This window comes from Ramlibacter sp. G4-7 (genome assembly GCF_057784995.1).
Genome location: NZ_JBYNTT010000005.1, coordinates 55,375 through 72,252 on the forward strand (window position 1 = coordinate 55,375; position 16,878 = coordinate 72,252).

21 protein-coding genes are annotated in these 16,878 nt (G+C 69.3%); 7 read left to right on the forward strand and 14 right to left on the reverse strand.

Translation table 11 applies throughout. From position 1 onward, the window contains the following. Positions 1-42 precede the first annotated feature (42 nt). Entirely contained in the window at positions 43-975 is a 933-nt protein-coding gene (locus AC3EGR_RS08545; protein WP_488546037.1) for a MerR family transcriptional regulator, read from the forward strand. On the opposite strand, the gene AC3EGR_RS08550 is transcribed toward AC3EGR_RS08545, so the two are convergent. The 6 genes from AC3EGR_RS08550 to pyrG are packed head-to-tail and all read right to left on the reverse strand — an operon-like array spanning position 972 to position 5,873. Continuing rightward, the gene (locus AC3EGR_RS08550) at positions 972-1,436 is read right to left on the reverse strand and encodes a hypothetical protein (RefSeq protein ID WP_488546038.1); all 465 of its coding nucleotides are present in this window, start codon (positions 1,434-1,436) and stop codon (positions 972-974) included. The two genes, AC3EGR_RS08545 and AC3EGR_RS08550, sit on opposite strands and share 4 nt — an antisense overlap. Continuing rightward, complete coding sequence (locus tag AC3EGR_RS08555; RefSeq protein ID WP_488546039.1) at positions 1,433-1,708, reverse strand: septum formation initiator family protein; 276 nt, start codon at positions 1,706-1,708, stop codon at positions 1,433-1,435. The genes AC3EGR_RS08550 and AC3EGR_RS08555 overlap by 4 nt, the downstream gene beginning before the upstream one ends. 6 nt (positions 1,709-1,714) lie before the next feature. Further along, positions 1,715-2,998, reverse strand: coding sequence for a phosphopyruvate hydratase (gene eno / locus AC3EGR_RS08560; protein ID WP_488546040.1), 1,284 nt, complete (start codon positions 2,996-2,998; stop codon positions 1,715-1,717). A gap of 52 nt (positions 2,999-3,050) precedes the next feature. Further along, positions 3,051-3,341 (reverse strand): DUF1330 domain-containing protein, encoded by a 291-nt coding sequence (locus tag AC3EGR_RS08565; RefSeq protein ID WP_488546041.1) that lies wholly within the window; start codon positions 3,339-3,341, stop codon positions 3,051-3,053. Next, the gene (kdsA, locus tag AC3EGR_RS08570; RefSeq protein WP_488546042.1) at positions 3,334-4,188 is read right to left on the reverse strand and encodes a 3-deoxy-8-phosphooctulonate synthase; all 855 of its coding nucleotides are present in this window, start codon (positions 4,186-4,188) and stop codon (positions 3,334-3,336) included. Before kdsA ends, AC3EGR_RS08565 begins: the two co-directional genes overlap by 8 nt. Continuing rightward, positions 4,188-5,873 (reverse strand): CTP synthase, encoded by a 1,686-nt coding sequence (gene pyrG / locus AC3EGR_RS08575; protein ID WP_488546043.1) that lies wholly within the window; start codon positions 5,871-5,873, stop codon positions 4,188-4,190. Before pyrG ends, kdsA begins: the two co-directional genes overlap by 1 nt. A gap of 126 nt (positions 5,874-5,999) precedes the next feature. Here pyrG and coaBC point away from each other — a divergent pair, with 126 nt between their 5' ends. The 3 genes from coaBC to AC3EGR_RS08590 all read left to right on the forward strand — a co-directional run bounded on the left by coaBC (position 6,000) and on the right by AC3EGR_RS08590 (position 8,332). After that, a complete protein-coding gene (gene coaBC, locus AC3EGR_RS08580) occupies positions 6,000-7,223 on the forward strand; it encodes a bifunctional phosphopantothenoylcysteine decarboxylase/phosphopantothenate--cysteine ligase CoaBC (protein WP_488546044.1) in 1,224 nt (407 codons plus the stop codon). 9 nt (positions 7,224-7,232) lie between these two features. Beyond that, positions 7,233-7,679, forward strand: a complete 447-nt coding sequence (dut, locus tag AC3EGR_RS08585) for a dUTP diphosphatase (protein WP_488546045.1) — start codon at positions 7,233-7,235, stop codon at positions 7,677-7,679. Positions 7,680-7,837: 158 nt separating this feature from the next. Continuing rightward, entirely contained in the window at positions 7,838-8,332 is a 495-nt protein-coding gene (locus AC3EGR_RS08590) for an outer membrane lipoprotein (RefSeq protein ID WP_488546046.1), read from the forward strand. Positions 8,333-8,373: 41 nt separating this feature from the next. On the opposite strand, the gene AC3EGR_RS08595 is transcribed toward AC3EGR_RS08590, so the two are convergent. Beyond that, positions 8,374-8,868: an FKBP-type peptidyl-prolyl cis-trans isomerase gene (locus AC3EGR_RS08595; protein WP_488546047.1), complete on the reverse strand. Its 495-nt coding sequence runs from the start codon at positions 8,866-8,868 to the stop codon at positions 8,374-8,376. 30 nt (positions 8,869-8,898) lie between these two features. Between AC3EGR_RS08595 and AC3EGR_RS08600 the strand changes: the two genes are divergently transcribed. The 3 genes from AC3EGR_RS08600 to AC3EGR_RS08610 all read left to right on the forward strand — a co-directional run bounded on the left by AC3EGR_RS08600 (position 8,899) and on the right by AC3EGR_RS08610 (position 10,941). Continuing rightward, complete coding sequence (locus AC3EGR_RS08600) at positions 8,899-10,032, forward strand: JmjC domain-containing protein (protein ID WP_488546048.1); 1,134 nt, start codon at positions 8,899-8,901, stop codon at positions 10,030-10,032. After that, positions 10,029-10,529, forward strand: coding sequence for a hypothetical protein (locus tag AC3EGR_RS08605; RefSeq protein ID WP_488546049.1), 501 nt, complete (start codon positions 10,029-10,031; stop codon positions 10,527-10,529). Before AC3EGR_RS08600 ends, AC3EGR_RS08605 begins: the two co-directional genes overlap by 4 nt. Before the next feature lie 166 nt (positions 10,530-10,695). Continuing rightward, positions 10,696-10,941, forward strand: a complete 246-nt coding sequence (locus tag AC3EGR_RS08610; RefSeq protein ID WP_488546050.1) for a hypothetical protein — start codon at positions 10,696-10,698, stop codon at positions 10,939-10,941. A gap of 260 nt (positions 10,942-11,201) precedes the next feature. On the opposite strand, the gene AC3EGR_RS08615 is transcribed toward AC3EGR_RS08610, so the two are convergent. The 7 genes from AC3EGR_RS08615 to AC3EGR_RS08645 all read right to left on the reverse strand — a co-directional run bounded on the left by AC3EGR_RS08615 (position 11,202) and on the right by AC3EGR_RS08645 (position 16,861). Then, positions 11,202-11,978 carry an MBL fold metallo-hydrolase gene (locus AC3EGR_RS08615; protein ID WP_488546051.1) on the reverse strand — a complete coding sequence of 259 codons (777 nt, stop codon included), beginning with the start codon at positions 11,976-11,978 and terminating at the stop codon, positions 11,202-11,204. A 40-nt stretch (positions 11,979-12,018) separates the two neighbouring features. Next, positions 12,019-13,101, reverse strand: a complete 1,083-nt coding sequence (gene bamC, locus AC3EGR_RS08620) for an NlpB/DapX family lipoprotein (protein ID WP_488546052.1) — start codon at positions 13,099-13,101, stop codon at positions 12,019-12,021. A gap of 20 nt (positions 13,102-13,121) precedes the next feature. Then, the gene (gene dapA / locus AC3EGR_RS08625) at positions 13,122-14,015 is read right to left on the reverse strand and encodes a 4-hydroxy-tetrahydrodipicolinate synthase (RefSeq protein ID WP_488546053.1); all 894 of its coding nucleotides are present in this window, start codon (positions 14,013-14,015) and stop codon (positions 13,122-13,124) included. 30 nt (positions 14,016-14,045) lie between these two features. After that, entirely contained in the window at positions 14,046-14,582 is a 537-nt protein-coding gene (locus AC3EGR_RS08630; protein ID WP_488546054.1) for a class I SAM-dependent methyltransferase, read from the reverse strand. A 39-nt stretch (positions 14,583-14,621) separates the two neighbouring features. Further along, complete coding sequence (locus tag AC3EGR_RS08635) at positions 14,622-15,434, reverse strand: SDR family oxidoreductase (RefSeq protein WP_488546055.1); 813 nt, start codon at positions 15,432-15,434, stop codon at positions 14,622-14,624. A 67-nt stretch (positions 15,435-15,501) separates the two neighbouring features. Beyond that, on the reverse strand, positions 15,502-15,633 hold the full coding sequence (locus AC3EGR_RS08640; RefSeq protein WP_488546056.1) for a hypothetical protein: 132 nt from the start codon (positions 15,631-15,633) through the stop codon (positions 15,502-15,504). A 1-nt stretch (position 15,634) separates the two neighbouring features. Further along, a complete protein-coding gene (locus AC3EGR_RS08645) occupies positions 15,635-16,861 on the reverse strand; it encodes an MFS transporter (RefSeq protein ID WP_488546057.1) in 1,227 nt (408 codons plus the stop codon). Between the last annotated feature and the right edge of the window lie 17 nt (positions 16,862-16,878).

Below are 16,878 nucleotides of genomic sequence, written 5' to 3' on the forward strand. Positions count from 1 at the left end.
TCCCACCCCAAGGCATACGCGGCCGGAGCCACAATGCGCCCCATGTCCGTCACGACCGAGGTCCAGGAAGGCGTGCCCATCGCTTCGGTGGAACAGTCCACCGGGATCGCCAGGGCCACCTTGCGCATCTGGGAGCGGCGCTACGGCTTTCCGCAGCCCGGGCGGGACGTCCGCGGGGAGCGCAGCTACCCGCACGAACAGGTGCGCAAGCTGCGCCTCATCGCGGAACTGATGGCGCAAGGCCACCGGCCGGGGCGGCTGGTGCAGCTCACCGTGGCACAGCTCGAAGCCCTGAACGGGACTTCGGGCGAACAAGGCGGCGCGGCGCCGCGCCTGCCCTCGGTGGACCAGCCGGTGATCGCAGCCCTGCGCGAGCACGACGTCGCCGCCGTGATGCGCCTGCTGGAGCACGGCATCCGCGAACGCGGGCTGGCCGGCTTCGTCACCGGGCAGATGGCCCGCCTGAACGTGGACGTCGGCCTGGCCTGGTCGCGCGGCGAGCTGGAGGTCTACCAGGAGCATCTCTATACCGAATGCGTGCAGCACGTCGTGCGGAGCCATCTCGCGCGCGTGCCGGTGCCCGCGCGGGCCGGGCCGCGCGTGCTGCTCGCCACCTTCCCCGAGGAGGGGCACGGCCTCGGGCTCCTGATGGCGCAGGCCCTGCTGGTGCTGGAAGGCTGCCCCTGCACCTCGCTGGGCGTGCGCGTGCCGCTGCAGCAGATCGTCAGCGCCAGCAAGGCCGTGCACGCCGACGTGGTGGGCCTGAGCTTCACGGCCAGCATGAACCCGGCGCATGCGCTGCGCGGGCTGGAGCAGTTGCGCGCCGACCTCCCTGAGCAAGTCGCCATCTGGGCGGGCGGCCGCTCGCCGGTGCTGGCGCGGCACCGCATCGAGGGGGTGCAGCCCATGCCGCAGATCGCCGACCTGCCCGGCGCAATCGCGCAGTGGCGGGCGGCGCGCGTGCAGGCCGCCTAGCGCGACTCCTTCAGGCGGGTGAACAGCCGGTGCTCGCAGGCCGGGTCGCTGCACTTCTCGCAGACCCAGTTCCAGGCGCGGCCGGCGCCGCCCTCGTCCTGGCGCTCGACGAGGTCGAGCGCGCGCAGTGCCGATTGCAGCCGCTGCGCGCCGTGGCCGTAGATGATCTGGAAAGGCACGCCGGCGGCCTGCAGCAGCGCGCGCAGGCATGCGTCTTCGGCTTCGCTGCCGGCGGCAGCGGGCAGGTCCAGGCCCATCAGCAAGGCGGTATCGCAAGCCGCCAGGCCCTCGGGCCCGATCTCGGCGATCGCCAGGGCGGCCACGCCGTGGTCGGCGAGATGGGTGGAGAGTTCCGCCGCCAGCCGTGTCCGCCCGGTTCGCGGCGCACCGAGAACGCCGACGCGTCTCGGGGAGTTCAACGCCGCCTGCGCGGGGACGACGCGCGCTGGGCCGGGCGTCATTTGACGATCTGGACCAGCACCTCGTTGGGACGCACCATGCCCAGCTCGGAGCGGGCCTTCTCCTCCACCATGTCCAGGCCTTCCTGCAGGTCGCGCACTTCGGCGGCGAGCTGCGCGTTGGCCTGCTGGGCGGCGGTGTTGTGCGCCTTCTGTTCTTCCAGCTTCTGGCGCAGGTGCGCCACGTCGCCGACGCTGCCGCGGCCCAGCCAGAGCTGGGCCTGCACCACGGCCAGCAGGCCGATGAGGAGGGCGGCGACGGCGCGTGAGTCCAACGGTTCCTAGCGCAGGTTGTAGAACGCCGCGCGTCCGGGATACTGGGCAACTTCGCCCAGGTCTTCCTCGATGCGCAGCAGCTGGTTGTACTTGGCCATGCGGTCCGAACGCGAGAGCGACCCGGTCTTGATCTGGCCGGCGTTGGTGCCCACGGCGATGTCGGCGATCGTGGAGTCCTCGGTCTCGCCCGAGCGGTGCGAGATGACGGCCGTGTAGTTGGCGCGCTTGGCCATCTCGATGGCGGCGAAGGTTTCGGTCAGGGTGCCGATCTGGTTGATCTTGATCAGGATCGAGTTGGCGATGTTCTTCTCGATGCCTTCCTTGAGGATCTTCGTGTTGGTGACGAACAGGTCGTCGCCCACCAGCTGCACGCGCTTGCCCAGGCGCTCGGTCAGCAGCTTCCAGCCGTCCCAGTCGCCTTCGGCCATCCCGTCCTCGATGCTGATGATCGGGTACTTGCCGACCCAGCTCTCCAGCGTGTCGATCCACTGCGCGGCGTTCAGCTTCTGGCCTTCGGCGGAGAGGTCGTACACGCCGTCCTTGAAGAACTCGCTGGAGGCGCAGTCCAGGCCCAGGGCGATCTGCTCGCCGGGCCGGTAGCCGGCCTTCTCGATGGCCTGCAGGATCATCTGGATGGCCGCCTCGTGGTTCTCCACGTTGGGCGCGAAGCCGCCTTCGTCGCCGACCGCGATCGACATGCCCTTGTCGTGGATGATCTTCTTCAGCGCGTGGAACACCTCGGCGCCGTAGCGCACGGCCTCGCGGAAGCTGGGCGCCCCCACCGGGATGATCATCAGCTCCTGCAGGTCCAGGTTGTTGTTCGCGTGGGCGCCGCCGTTGACGACGTTCATCATCGGCACCGGCAGCTGGCAGCCGTTCATGCCGCCGAAGTAGCGGTACAGGGGCAGGCCGGACTCTTCGGCCGCGGCACGCGCGACCGCCATGGACACGGCCAGCATCGCGTTAGCGCCGAGGCGGCTCTTGTTCTCGGTGCCGTCCAGGTCCAGCAGGGTCTTGTCGAGGAAGTTCTGCTCGCTGGCGTCCAGGCCCAGCACCGCCTCGGAGATGTCGGTGTTGATGTGCTCCACGGCCTTGAGCACGCCCTTGCCCAGGTAGCGCTTGGGATCCCCGTCGCGCAGCTCGATGGCCTCGCGCGAGCCGGTGGACGCACCGGAAGGCACGGCCGCACGGCCCATGGTGCCGGACTCCAGCAGGACGTCGCATTCCACGGTGGGATTGCCCCGCGAGTCCAGGACCTCGCGGCCGACGATGTCAACGATGGCGCTCATTGTTCAAGCTTCTTTTCGAGTTTCAAAAAAACAAACGTCCGGTGGCCGGCTGTCAGGTGCCTTCGATCAGCACCATGCGCATGACGGCGATGCCTTCGCGGGCCTTGATCGCTGCCTTGTATTCGGTCGAGTCGTAGAAGGCCTTCGCCTTCTCCACGGAAGGAAATTTCAGCAGCACCACGCGGTGCGGCGTCCAGTCGCCTTCGAGCACCTCGGTCTTGCCGCCGCGCACGCAGACTTCGGCGCCGTGCGCCTTCATGGCGATGGTGGACAGCCGCTTGTACTCCTCGTACGCGGCCGGGTCCTTCACGTCGACGTTGGCGAGGATGTAGGCGCTAGGCAAAGTCGTTCTCCAGGAAGCCGTTCTTCTTCGTGATGCGATCCAGTTCGACCAGCGTCTCCAGCAGCGCGCGCATCTTGGCGAGCGGCACGGCGTTGGGGCCGTCGGACAGGGCCTTGGCGGGGTTGGGGTGCGTTTCCATGAACAGGCCCGCGATGCCTACCGACACGGCGGCGCGCGACAGCACCGGCACGAACTCGCGCTGGCCGCCGGAGCTGGTGCCCTGGCCGCCGGGAAGCTGCACGGAGTGCGTTGCGTCGAACACCACCGGCGCGCCGGTCTCGCGCATGATCGCCAGCGAGCGCATGTCCGAGACCAGGTTGTTGTAGCCGAAGCTGGCGCCGCGCTCGCAGGCGAAGAAGTTGTCCTCGGGGAGGCCCTTCTCGCGCGCGGCGTCGCGGGCCTTCTGGATCACGTTCTTCATGTCGCCGGGGGCGAGGAACTGGCCCTTCTTGATGTTCACCGGCTTGCCGGACTGGGCCACGGCGCGGATGAAGTCGGTCTGGCGGCACAGGAAGGCCGGCGTCTGCAGCACGTCCACCACTTCGGCCACGCGCGGGATCTCGGACTCGGTGTGCACGTCGGTCAGCACCGGCACCTTCAGCTCGCGCTTCACCTTGGCCAGGATCTCCAGGCCTTTGTCCATGCCGGGTCCGCGGAAGCTGGAACCGGAGGAGCGGTTGGCCTTGTCGTAGCTGCTCTTGAAGACGAAGGGGATGCCCAGGGCGGCGGTGATTTCCTTGAGCTGGCCGGCGACGTCCATCTGCAGCTGCTCGGACTCGACGACGCAGGGACCGGAAATGAGGAAGAAGGGCCGGTCCAGCCCCACCTCGAAGCCACAGAGTTTCATCAGGCCACCGCTTTCAGCGACTTGCCGCCCGCACCCTTGTGCGCGTTGGCCTGGTGCTCGCAGGCGGCGTGGATGAAGGAATTGAACAGGGGGTGGCCGTCCCAGGGCGTGGACTTGAACTCCGGGTGGAACTGCACGCCCATGAACCAGGGGTGCACGTCCTGCGGCAGCTCCACGATCTCGGTCAGGTGCTCGCGCTGCGTCAGCGCGGAGATCACCAGGCCGGACTTGCGCAGCTGGTCCAGGTACTTGACGTTGGCCTCGTAGCGGTGGCGGTGCCGCTCGGTCACCACGTCGCCGTAGATCTTGTGCGCCAGCGTGCCCGGGGCCACGTCGGAGCTCTGCGCGCCCAGGCGCATGGTGCCACCGAGGTCGGAGCTCTCGGTGCGCGTCTTGATCGTGCCGTCGGCGTCCTGCCACTCGGTGATCAGCGCGATCACGGGGTGCGGGGTGGTGGGCTCGAACTCGGTGCTGTTGGCGCCGGGCAGGCCGGCGACGTCGCGTGCGTACTCGATGGTGGCGACCTGCATGCCCAGGCAGATGCCCAGGTAGGGCACCTTGTGTTCCCGGGCGAAGCGGGCGGCGCCGATCTTGCCTTCGATGCCGCGCTTGCCGAAGCCGCCCGGCACCAGGATGGCGTCGTACTTGGCCAGGCTGCCCACGCTCTCGGGCGTGATGGTCTCGGAGTCGAGGTAGTCGATCTTCACCCGCACGTGGTTCTTCAGGCCGGCGTGGCGCAGCGCCTCGTTCAGCGACTTGTAGCTGTCCGACAGGTCCACGTACTTGCCGACCATGGCGATGTTGATCTCGCCGCGCGGATGCTCCACCTCGTACACCAGGTCGTCCCAGCGCTTGAGGTTCGCCGGCGGCGTGTTCAGGCGCAGCTTGTCGCAGATGAGGCCGTCCAGGCCCTGCTCGTGCAGCACGCGCGGCACCTTGTAGATGGTGTCCACGTCCGGCATGGAGATCACGCCCCAGCGCGGCACGTTGGTGAACAGGCTGATCTTCTCCGCCTCGTCCTCCGGGATCTTGCGGTCGGCGCGGCACAGCAGCGCGTCCGGCTGGATACCGATCTCGCGCATCTTCTGCACGGTGTGCTGCGTCGGCTTGGTCTTGAGCTCGCCCGCGGCCTGGATGAAGGGCACGTAGGTGAGGTGGACGAAGGCCGCGTTGTTGGGACCGAGCTTGAGCGCCATCTGGCGCACCGCCTCCAGGAAGGGCAGGGACTCGATGTCGCCGACCGTGCCGCCGATCTCCACGATCGCCACGTCCACCGCGTTGGGGGTGGCCACGCCGGCGCCGCGCCGGATGAATTCCTGGATCTCGTTGGTGACGTGCGGGATCACCTGCACGGTCTTGCCCAGGTAGTCGCCGCGCCGCTCTTTCTCCAGCACCGACTTGTAGATCTGGCCGGTGGTGAAGTTGTTGGCCTTGCGCATGCGCGTGGACACGAAGCGCTCGTAGTGGCCGAGGTCGAGGTCGGTCTCCGCGCCGTCGTCGGTGACGAACACCTCGCCGTGCTGGAAGGGCGACATCGTGCCCGGATCCACGTTGATGTAGGGATCGAGCTTGATCAGGGTGACTTTGAGGCCCCGCGACTCCAGGATCGCTGCGAGGGAGGCTGAGGCGATTCCCTTGCCGAGGGAGGACACCACACCGCCGGTGACGAAGACGAATTTGGTCATGTCAGGTCGGGAGGAGCGCTCCCGGGGAGGTGGTAAAGCGAGATTATAAGGAAGGTGCTCATGGCCCCCGTCGAGCCCGGCCATGCTGTGCCGAAAAACGACGGGTCATCAGTACACTCGGCCCTCATGAACGACCTCGCCGGCAGACACATCGTCCTGGGGCTCACGGGCGGCATCGCGTGCTACAAGGCCGCGGAGCTGTGCCGCGGCTTCGTCAAGGAGGGCGCGACGGTGCAGGTCGTGATGACCGAGGCGAGCGAGCAGTTCATCACGCCGGTGACCATGCAGGCGCTGTCCGGCCGCACGGTCTACACCTCGCAGTGGGACCCGCGCGAGCCGAACAACATGCCGCACATCAACCTGTCGCGGCAGGCGGACGCGATCGTGATCGCGCCTTGCAGCGCCGACTTCATGGCCAGGCTGGTGCACGGCCGCGCCGACGAACTGCTGTCGCTCATGTGCCTGGCGCGGCCGATCGCGCAGGTGCCGCTGCTGATCGCACCGGCGATGAACCGCGAGATGTGGGCGCACCCGGCGACCCAGCGCAACATGGCGCAGCTCGCCGCCGACGGCGCCACCCTGCTGGGCGTGGGCAGCGGCTTCCAGGCCTGCGGCGAGACCGGCGACGGCCGCATGCTGGAGCCGGCGGAACTGCTGGAGGACATCGTCGCCTTCTTCCAGCCCAAGCCGCTGGCCGGGCGCAAGGTCGTGATCACCGCCGGCCCCACCTTCGAGGCGCTCGACCCGATCCGCGGCATCACCAACCATTCCTCCGGCAAGATGGGCTTTGCCATCGCGCGCGCGGCCCGCGAAGCGGGCGCCGACGTGGCGATCGTCGCCGGCCCCGTGGCCGTGCCCACGCCGCGCGGGGTGCGCCGCATCGACGTGAAGTCGGCGCGCGACATGCTCGCGGCGACGCAGGCCGAGACCCCGCAGGCGGACATCTTCATCGCCGCGGCGGCGGTGGCCGACTGGCGCCCGGTGGCCGAGGCCGAACACAAGATCAAGAAGGACGGCAGCGGCAGCGCGCCCACCGTGGCCTTCACCGAGAACCCGGACATCCTCGCCACCGTGGCCAGGAGCGAACGCGCCAGGAGCGGCGCGCTGTTCTGCGTCGGCTTCGCCGCCGAGAGCCAGGACCTCGCCAGGCACGCCAAGGCCAAGCGCGAGCGCAAGGGCATCCCGCTGCTGGTGGGCAACATCGGCCCGCTGACCTTCGGCCAGGACGACAACCAGATGCTGCTGGTGGACGCCGATGGCGCCACCGAACTGCCCCGCGCCTCCAAGATCGAATGCGCCCGCCGGCTGGTCGCGGAAATCGCGCAGCGCCTGACGGCGCGCAGAACCTGAACCCACCCGATGCAAGTCGACGTCAAGATCCTCGATCCGCGCATGGCGGACCAACTCCCCACCTATGCCACGCCCGGCAGCGCCGGCCTGGACCTGCGCGCCTGCCTGGACGCGCCGCTGACGCTGGAGCCCAACGGATGGCGGCTGGTGCCCACCGGCATCGCCATCTGGCTGAAGGACCCGGGATTCGCGGCGCTGATCCTTCCGCGCTCCGGCCTCGGGCACAAGCACGGCATCGTGCTGGGCAACCTGGTCGGCCTGATCGACAGCGACTACCAGGGCCAGCTGATGGTCAGCGCCTGGAACCGCAGCGACACGGCCTTCACCCTGCAGCCCATGGAAAGGCTGGCCCAGCTGGTGATCGTGCCGGTGGTGCAGGCCAGCTTCAAGGTCGTCGAGGAATTTCCGCCCAGCAAGCGCGGGGCGGGCGGCTACGGCTCGACCGGCAAGAGCTGACGCCGGCCGGCGTGCGCCGCGGCTGACAAGCCGGCGAACCCTCTCCTACAGCAAAGCGCGGGGATGCCAGCGCCCGGGCGGGAGCACATCCCTGTTGAATCAGCTGTACAGGGCGCACCCATGGTGGGATGACGCCTGTCGTACAAGGAGAGAATTCCATGACCAAGCTCACCCGCCTCGCCTCGCTGATCACCGGCACCGTCGCCATCGCCACGCTGGCCGCCTGTTCGTCCTATGGCCCGACCTACGGCTCGGCCCCCACCTACTCCAGCTCGCCGACCGTCTCGTCGTACCCGGCCGCCGGCACCGAGTACGGCCGCATCGTGAATATCGAGTACATGCCGGTCGGCACGGCTGCCCCGACCAACAACATCCTCGGCGCCGTGATCGGCGGCGTGGCGGGCGGCCTGCTGGGCAACCAGATCGGCAGCGGCGGCGGACGTGCGGCGGCGACGGTCCTGGGCGCGGTCGGCGGTGCGGCGGTCGGCCAGCACCTGGCCCGCAACTCCTCCGGCGCGCTCACGCAGCCGGGCTATCGCATCACCATGCAGTCGGACCAGGGCGCGATGCGCACGTACGAAGTGCCCGCCACCGGCGACCTGCGCGTGGGTGACCGCGTGCGCGTCGACAACGGCGTGATCTATCGCGCGTAAGCGGCGGCCGTCCAAGGAAAGCCCGGCTTGCCCGGGCTTTTTTACTCGCCGACCTTGAAGAACCCGGTGCCCAGCGTGCCCCGGCCGACCTCGTCGTCGGTCGCTTCGCGCACGCCTTCCACCTTCAGGTGCAGGCGCAATGCGATGCCGGCCAGCGGGTGGTTGCCATCGAGCACCACGTGCTCCGGGTAGATTTCGGTGACGGTGTAGAGCAGGTTGCGCGGCGCGTCCTGGCTGCTGGCGCCGGCGGGCAGGCCTTCGTAGGTCATGCCTTCTTCCAGCTGCTCGGGGAACAGCGAGCGCGGCTCGAGGAAGACCTTCTCCTCGTCGTAGTCGCCGAAGGCGTCTTCCGGCTCCAGGTGCAGGTCCACGCGCTCGCCCGGCTCGTGGCCTTGCAGCGCCTCCTCGATCTTGGCGAGCAGGTCGTTGCCGCCCACGAGGAATTCCACGGGCTCTTCCAGCCGATCGAGTTCCTCGCCCAGCGTGTCCTTCAGGGTCCAGGTCAGCGCGACCACGCAGTGCGGTGTGATTTCCATAGGAGAATTGTCGCAGCTCCCCCCGACCGCATGGACATCGCGCAACCTTCGACCCTGCTGGGCGGCCTGACGCCGACCCGGTTCATGAAGAAGCACTGGCAGAAGAAACCGCTGCTGGTGCGCCAGGCCATCCCGGATTTCCAGCCGCTGCTGGCACCCGCGCAACTGTTCGAGCTCGCCGGCCGCGAGGAGGTGGAGTCGCGCCTCGTCGCCCGGGAAGGCAAGTCCTGGCGTCTGCAGCGCGGGCCCTTCGCGCGGCGCGCGCTGCCGTCCAGCAAACGGCCGGACTGGACGCTGCTGGTGCAAGGGGTGGACCTGCACGAGCCGGCCGCGCATGCGCTGCTGCACGGCTTTTCCTTCCTGCCGGCCGCGCGCCTGGACGACCTGATGATCAGCTACGCCACGGACGGCGGCGGCGTCGGTCCGCACTTCGACAGCTACGACGTGTTCCTGCTGCAGGCGCAAGGGCGGCGGCGCTGGCGCATCGGCCGGCAGCGCGACTTCACGCTGCAGGACGGCGTGCCGCTGAAGATCCTGGCGCGCTTCGAGCCCGAGGAGGAGTACGTGCTGGAACCGGGTGACATGCTCTACCTGCCGCCGCGCTGGGCGCACGACGGCATTGCCGAAGGCGAGTGCCAGACCTATTCGATCGGCTTCCGGGCGCCGGCGCAGGCGGAGCTGGCGCGCGAGCTGCTGCAGCGCATCGCCGACGAGGCCGCGGAGGAAGAGGGCGAGCCGCGCCTGTACCGCGATGCCGCCCAGCCGGCGACCGCGAGCCCCGGCGCCATCCCCGAAGCGATGACGCAGTTTGCGCGCGATGCACTGGCCGCGGCCATGAAGGACCCGCATGCGCTGGACCGCGCCCTGGGCGCCTACCTCACCGAACCCAAGCCCAGCGTCTGGTTCGAGTCGGCACGCGCACCGCGCCGCCTGCGCTCGGTGGCGCTGGACCCGCGCACGCGCATGCTGCACGATGGCCGGCACGTGTTCATCAACGGCGAGGCCTGGCGTGCCGCGGGGCGCGACGCCGCGCTCATGCGCCGCCTGGCCGACCAGCGCCGGCTCGACGCGAAGGAGCTGGAAGCCGCCAGCGAGGCCGCACGGGAGCTGCTGCAGTCCTGGTGCGAGGCGGGCTGGCTGCACGCGAACGGAGGTGTCCCATGAGCGAGGAAACGCAAGCACCGCTGCCCGGCAAGCGCTTCGAGGGCCGCGAGGAATTCCGGCAACTCGTGCGCGATGCGCTGGCCACGGCGGCCCGTGCGGGCTGGCGCGAGATCGTGCTGAGCGACGCGAGCTTCGAGGACTGGCCGCTGGGCGAGCGCGCGGTGATCGAGTCGCTGCAGGCGTGGTCCGCGGGCGGCCGGCGCATGGTGCTGCTGGCCCGCAGCTACGAACGGGTGGTGCGGCAGCACGCGCGCTTCGTGCAGTGGCGCGGCACCTGGTCGCACATCGTCAGCGCCAACGCCTGTCCCGCGGCCGACCCGCTGGACCTGCCCAGCGCCGTGTGGAGCCCGCACTGGGTGCTGGAGCGCCGCGACCCCGAGCGCAGCAATGGTTACTGCGGCAGCGAGCCCGAGCGGCGGGTCGCGCTGCGCGAGACGCTCGACGCGTGGCTGCGCCAGGCGACGCCCGCTTTTCCGGCCACCACGCTCGGGCTGTGACGAGAGTTCCCCATCTACTGGTTATCCCCGAGAAAAAGCATTTGAACGCTATAATGTTAGGCTGAGCTGGATAGGGTTCGAGCCTTTCCACTCGGTCACTCGCGGCTTCGACCGCGTGGACATCCCGGATCCCGCTTGTCCCACATCCCATAGAAGGAAACCTGAAATGAAGAAATCGCTCGTTCTGGCCACGCTGATCGCCGCCGCCGCCCTCGCCGCTTGCGGCAAGAAGGAAGAGCCGGCGCCCGCGCCCGCTCCGGCGCCCGCTGCTGCTCCCGCCCCGGCCCCGGCTCCTGCCGCCGACGCTGCCGCTGGTGCCGCTTCCGCCTCCGCTGGTGCTGCTTCCGCTGCTGCCGGCGCCGCGTCCGACGCCGCTGCCGCTGCTTCCGGCGCCGCTTCCGGCTCCAAGTAAGCCCTTTCCGCTTGCAAGAAAAAGCCGCCTTCGGGCGGCTTTTTCTTTGGGGGGAGAAGCTCCGGTGGGGTTCGCTCTCGCTCACATTCCCCCGGCGTGCGCCGCGGCCACCCTACAGGTTCCAATGCGCCAGCGCCCCGTCGTGTATGCGGTCCGGCGCGCCGGCGCCGGTCATGTAGGGTGGCGGCGCGCCAGCGCCGGACGGTGAGCGACAGCGAACCCCACCGCAGCGACCCCCACCGTGCCCAACCCGCCACCTCTCACGCCGTCAGCCAGCCGCTCCCCGTCGCCCCATCCGCGATATGGATCTCGGCCGCGGTGCCCAGCGCCGCGAGCAGCGCGCCGCGCGCGAGCTCGGGCGTGTTGTTCTGCTCGCTCAGGTGCGCGCCCACCACTTGCCGCAGCTTGCCGGCGGCGAGCAGGGCCTGCGCCAATGCGCCCGCGGCGCTGTTGGCCAGGTGGCCCCAGTCGCCGCCGACGCGCCGCTTGAGGAACCAGGGGTACGGTCCGTCCTGCAGCATGGCTTCGTCGTGATTGCACTCCAGCAGCAGCGTGCCGCAGCCGGACAACTCCTGCTGGACGTGCGCCGTGATGTGGCCCAGGTCGGTGAGCACGCCCAGGCGCACGTTGCCGTCCGTGCACGACAGCTGCAGCGGCTCGCGCGCATCGTGCGGCACCGTGAACGGCCGCACCTGCAGGCCCCGCACCTCGAACTCCTCGCCGTCCGCGGCCAGCCGCAGCAGCCCGTGGAAGTCGGGCTGGCGCAGGGACGCGTAGGTGCCCTCGCTCATGTAGACGGGGATGCGCTCGCGCACGGCCAGCCGCTGCGCGCAACCGATGTGGTCGGCGTGCTCGTGCGTGATGAAGATGGCGTCGATCTGCTCGGCGAGCATTCCGGCGGCGCCGAGGCGCTTTTCCAGCTCGCGGATGCCGAGGCCGCAGTCGACCAGCAGGTGGGTGGGCGCGCCGTCACCGCGCACCTGGATCACGGTGGCGTTGCCGGTGCTGCCGCTGCCCAGGGACTTGAATCGGATCACGTCGAAGGACAAGGCCCGCGCAGCGGGCCCCGGATCCTGCTTATTTCAGGTCGTCCGCGATCACCTGCACGATCCTCTGCGCATTGGCGGAGGTCTCGGGAGCGCCGCTGGCGTTGAGGATGGACACCGTGGTGGTCTGGCCTTCGGACTTCAGGTTGATGCGGTACTTCAGCGGCTGCTCGGCCGGGGTGGCGCGGCTGAACAGCTTGCCCAGGAATCCGGGCTCCTTCTTGTCCGGGTTCGGCGGCACGTAACGCACGAAGTACGTGCCCTGGCTGCGGTCGCGGTCCTCGACCGTGAAGCCGGTGCGGTCCAGCGCCAGGCCGACGCGGCGCCAGGCGCGGTCGAAGCCCTCGTCGATCACGACCACCGGCTGGTTGTTGAGCGAGGCCACGCGCGAGCTCGGCTTGTCCGAAGCGACGTTGGCCGCAGCAGCGGCCTGCGCCTGCGGCGCGCCGAGCTTGACCATCAGGCGGCGCAGGAACTCGGCTTCGAGTTCCGGGTCGGCCGCGCGCGGTTGCCACACGGTCTGGTCCTGCTCGCGGTTGGCGTACACCTCCTGCATGCCGCGGTGGCTGACGTAGATCTCGGTGGAGCCGGTGGCGGAACGCTCGAAGCGCGTGCGGAACTTGTCGCGCTCCGCGGTCGAATAGGCGGAGTCGATCACCTTGCCCAGCGAGTTGCGGATGAAGTCCTGCGGGATCTTGGCGCGGTTCTCGGCCCAGTCCGTCTCCATGATGCCCAGGTTGGGCTGGTCCATGGCGAGCAGGAAGCCGCTCTCCTGCCAGAAGTCGCGCACCGGGCCCCAGAGCTGGTCGGCCGGGCGGTTCACCACCAGCCAGCGCTGGTTGCCCGCACGCTCGATGCGCACATCGCCAACCGCGGTCGCGGCGGTGGGCAGGTTGGGGACGGACTGGCCCAGCGCATAGCTGCTCGCGGAAACGGGGCCGCCGCCGGGCACGACGTAGCGCGATTCGCGGTTGAGCTGCGTCAGGTCGGGCGGCACTTCCAGCGTCGGGCCCTTCTGCGCGCTCTTGTAGTCGATCTTGTCGCCTTCCAGCACGGAGCAGGCGGAAAGGGCCACGGCCATGGCCAGCAGGCCGAACTTCACGGTCAACTTCATCGAATCCCCTCTGTCTTGTCCTAGGCCGCCTGCAGCAGGCCCGCGGCGCGAAGCGCGCCTTCCACCACCGCCTCGTTGCCCTTGGCGAGCGGCGTCATCGGCAGGCGCAGCGCGCCGCCCATGAGGCCCATGCGGGCCATCGCCCACTTCACCGGGATCGGATTGGCTTCCACGAACAGGTGCTTGTGCAGCGGCATGAGCTGGAACTGGATCTCCATGGCGCGCCTGGCGTCACCGGCGATCGCCGCCACGCACAGCTCGTGCATCTGCCTGGGCGCGACGTTGGCCGTCACGCTGATGTTGCCCTGGCCGCCGCACAGCATGAGCGCGACGGCGCTCGGGTCGTCGCCCGAGTACACCGAGAAGCCCTTGGGCGCATCGCGCAGCAGCCACTGGGCCCGCTCGATGTTGCCGGTCGCTTCCTTGATGCCGACGATGCCTGGCACGTCCGCCAGGCGCAGCACCGTGTCGTGCTGCATGTCCGCCACCGTGCGGCCGGGGACGTTGTACAGCACCATGGGCAGGTCGCCGGTTTCCTCGGCGATCGCCTTGAAGTGCCGGAACAGGCCTTCCTGCGTGGGCTTGTTGTAGTAGGGGACGACCTGCAGCTGGCAGTCGGCGCCGACCTTCTGCGCGTACCTGGCCAGCGCGATCGCCTCCACCGTGGAGTTCGCGCCGCAGCCGGCCATGATGGGCACCCGGCCGCGCGCCTGTTCCACGGACACGCGGATGATTTCCTCGTGTTCCTCGACGTCGACGGTGGGCGATTCGCCCGTGGTGCCGACCACGCCGATGCAGTCCGTGCCTTGCTGGATGTGCCAGTCGACGAGCTTGCGCAGCGTCGGGTAATCGACGCTGCCGTCCTCGTGCATCGGCGTCACGAGCGCCACGATGCTGCCTGTAATCGGTGTCATGGGGTTCTTCCCGGGAATGGAGGATTCTAACTAGAGCAGGTAACGGGGAGGCGGGGGGCCGTCCGGCGCGCGCACGGCGGCGATCCGCTGCAGGTAACGGGGCGGGTGGTCGAGGAAGCCGTCCTCGTAGGCCACCACCCGCAGTCCCGGGTAGGCCTGCAGCAGTTCACCGTGCGCGAGCAGGAAGTCGGGACGCGCCGGCTTGCCGACCGTCTCGTTGCCCTGTGCGAAGGTCTCGTGCAGCAGCACGCCGCCGGGAGCGACCACCCCGGCGATCGGGGCAAAGAGAGGGCGCCAGAGGTAGTTCGTCACGATGACCGCGTCGAAGCTGCGGCCCGCCAGCGGCCAGGGGCCGTTCTCGATGTCGGCCTGCAGCGTCTCGGCCACGCCCTGCAAGGTGGCGAGCGCGTCCGCATCGCGGTCCACGCCCAGCACGCGGTGGCCACGCCGGGCGAAGAAGCGCGCGTGCCGCCCGCGCCCGCAAGCCAGGTCCAGCACTGTGCCGCCGGCGGGCACGAGGTGGGCAAAGCGGGTGATCCAGGGGGAAGGTTCTTCGGTACCGTGCATGGCTCTTTTTTCCCGTTCCGGGGGAGGGCAGGGTGGGCGCTATCGGGGGCGCACGTCTTCCTTGAGCGCCTTCAAGGCCATGTTCTCCACGAGCGATGGGGCGACCAGCTTGATGAAGCGTCCCAGCTTGCCCTTGGCCGTCATGACGATGTCGCGCTGGCGGCGCTCCATGCCCTCGACGATGAGCCGGGCGCATTCTTCGACGCTCATCGCGTCGTCTTCCTTCAATCCGCTGGAGCCGGCGGCCTGGCCCCGCGCGTCGTAGCCGCGATGGCGCAGGTTCGTGCGGACGACACCCGGGTACGCGATGGTCACGCTCACGCCCTGGTTCTTCATCTCGGCGCGCAGCGCCTCGAAAAAACCGGTCATGGCGAACTTGGTGGCTGCATAGGCAGAGCGGCCCGGCACGCCCAGCAGGCCCGACAGGGAACTGACGGCGACGATCCGCCCGCGGCTGGCCTTCAGGTGGGGCAGGGCGGCGTGCGTGCACCACACGGCACCCCACAGGTTCACCTGCATCAAGTCCTGGTACCACCGCAGGTCTTCGGCGCGTACGTCCTCGAACAGGGCCTGCGCCGAGATGCCCGCATTGTTCACGAGCGTGTCCAGCCGGCCGAAGCGTTCGACCGTGCGGGCGACGAGTCCGCGGCAATCGGCTTCGACCGCCATGTCCATGGCCACGGTCAGCACCTCGCTGCCCAGCGCCCGGCACTCGGCGGCGACGGCATCGAGCTTGTCCTGGCTGCGGCCCGCGAGGACCAGGGCGATGCCTGCCTTGTGCCTGGCCGCGAGCTGGCGCGCCATCTCGGCGCCGATGCCGTCGGAGCCGCCGGTGATGAGGGTGACGTTCATGGCCGCGGATTGTGAACGCGGCGGCCGGGCTGGCGCAGCCCCTGATGGGATAGGAGGAAACGCCTCGTCACCGGAAGCAGGCCCAGATCATCTCGCTCACCGCCACCATCATGTCGGGCCGCGTGTAAAGCGCGAACACGCCCGCGAGGACGGCCGTGGCGGCCAGCCAGGCCAGGACGTGCTTGGCGCGCGCGCTCATGTCACGCCGGTTGCGGCTGCGCCCGCTCGCGTGCGATCGGCGCCTCGCGCACCGGCAGGTTCACGATCGCCGCGAACACGCCCAGCGCGATCGAGAGGTACCAGACGATGTCGTAGCTGCCGGTGCGGTCGTACAGCAGGCCGCCCAGCCACACGCCCATGAACGAGCCGATCTGGTGGCTGAAGAAGACGAAGCCGCCCAGCATCGACAGGTGGGCCACCCCGAAGATGCCGGCGATGGAGGCATTGGTCACCGGCACCGTCGACAGCCACAGCAGGCCCATCACGGCGGAGAAGATGTAGACCGACAGCGGCGACAGCGGCGCCCACAGGAACAGGGCGATTGCCACCGAGCGGGCCAGGTAGATGAAGGCCAGGATCTTGCGCTTGGCCAGCTTCTGGCCCAGCGCGCCCGCGATGTAGGTCCCGAACACGTTGAACAGGCCGATCAGCGCCAGCGCGTAGCTCGCGACCTGGGGCGACAGGCCCTTGTCCTTCAGGTAGCTGGGCATGTGCACGCCGATGAAAACCACCTGGAAGCCGCAGACGAAGTAGCCGGCCATCAGCAGCTGGAAGCTGGGGTACTTGAAAGCCTCGGCGAGCGCCTGCACGATGGTCTGGTCACGCTTGACCGGCACGGCGCCGCCGCCGAACCCCGGCTCGCGCAGGCCGAAAGCCAGCGGCACCACCACCAGCACCACCAGCGACAGCACCAGCAGCGCCTGCTGCCAGCCGATGCCGCCGATCAGGAAGCCTTCCACCGGCACCATCAGGAACTGGCCGAAGGAGCCGGCCGCCGCCGCCACGCCCATCGCCCAGGAACGCTTCTCCGGCGCGATCTGGCGGCCGATGATCCCGTAGACCACCGCGTAGGTCGTGCCGGCCTGGGCCGCGCCGATCAGGAGGCCGGTGGTCAGGGTGAAGGTGAAGGCATCGGGCGACAGCGCCATCCCCGCCAGCCCCAGTGCATAGAGCGCGGCGCCCATGATCAGCACCTTGAAGGCGCCGAAGCGGTCGGCCAGCATGCCGGCGAAGATGCCGGTCACGCCCCAGGCCAGGTTCTGGATGGCCAGCGCGAAGGCGAAGGTCTCGCGGGTCCAGCCCTGGGCCTGGGTGATGGGCTGAAGCCAGAGGCCGAAGCCGTGGCGGATGCCCATGGAGAGCGTCACGATCATGGCGCCGCAGGCCAGCACCTGCGCCATCGAAAGCTTGCGTTCGGCGGGATTCATGCGCGGACTGTAGCGGG

Coding starts and splice junctions, on each gene's coding strand:
- AC3EGR_RS08610 (WP_488546050.1), top strand. CDS start 10,696: ATGAAGAAATCGCTCGTTCTGGCCACGCTGATCGCCGCCGCCGCCCTC.
- AC3EGR_RS08590 (WP_488546046.1), top strand. CDS start 7,838: ATGACCAAGCTCACCCGCCTCGCCTCGCTGATCACCGGCACCGTCGCC.
- AC3EGR_RS08630 (WP_488546054.1), bottom strand. CDS start 14,582: ATGCACGGTACCGAAGAACCTTCCCCCTGGATCACCCGCTTTGCCCAC.
- AC3EGR_RS08635 (WP_488546055.1), bottom strand. CDS start 15,434: ATGAACGTCACCCTCATCACCGGCGGCTCCGACGGCATCGGCGCCGAG.
- AC3EGR_RS08595 (WP_488546047.1), bottom strand. CDS start 8,868: ATGGAAATCACACCGCACTGCGTGGTCGCGCTGACCTGGACCCTGAAG.
- kdsA (WP_488546042.1), bottom strand. CDS start 4,188: ATGAAACTCTGTGGCTTCGAGGTGGGGCTGGACCGGCCCTTCTTCCTC.
- AC3EGR_RS08545 (WP_488546037.1), top strand. CDS start 43: ATGTCCGTCACGACCGAGGTCCAGGAAGGCGTGCCCATCGCTTCGGTG.
- dut (WP_488546045.1), top strand. CDS start 7,233: ATGCAAGTCGACGTCAAGATCCTCGATCCGCGCATGGCGGACCAACTC.
- bamC (WP_488546052.1), bottom strand. CDS start 13,101: ATGAAGTTGACCGTGAAGTTCGGCCTGCTGGCCATGGCCGTGGCCCTT.
- dapA (WP_488546053.1), bottom strand. CDS start 14,015: ATGACACCGATTACAGGCAGCATCGTGGCGCTCGTGACGCCGATGCAC.
- AC3EGR_RS08550 (WP_488546038.1), bottom strand. CDS start 1,436: ATGACGCCCGGCCCAGCGCGCGTCGTCCCCGCGCAGGCGGCGTTGAAC.
- AC3EGR_RS08600 (WP_488546048.1), top strand. CDS start 8,899: ATGGACATCGCGCAACCTTCGACCCTGCTGGGCGGCCTGACGCCGACC.
- coaBC (WP_488546044.1), top strand. CDS start 6,000: ATGAACGACCTCGCCGGCAGACACATCGTCCTGGGGCTCACGGGCGGC.
- AC3EGR_RS08605 (WP_488546049.1), top strand. CDS start 10,029: ATGAGCGAGGAAACGCAAGCACCGCTGCCCGGCAAGCGCTTCGAGGGC.
- pyrG (WP_488546043.1), bottom strand. CDS start 5,873: ATGACCAAATTCGTCTTCGTCACCGGCGGTGTGGTGTCCTCCCTCGGC.
- AC3EGR_RS08640 (WP_488546056.1), bottom strand. CDS start 15,633: ATGAGCGCGCGCGCCAAGCACGTCCTGGCCTGGCTGGCCGCCACGGCC.
- AC3EGR_RS08645 (WP_488546057.1), bottom strand. CDS start 16,861: ATGAATCCCGCCGAACGCAAGCTTTCGATGGCGCAGGTGCTGGCCTGC.
- eno (WP_488546040.1), bottom strand. CDS start 2,998: ATGAGCGCCATCGTTGACATCGTCGGCCGCGAGGTCCTGGACTCGCGG.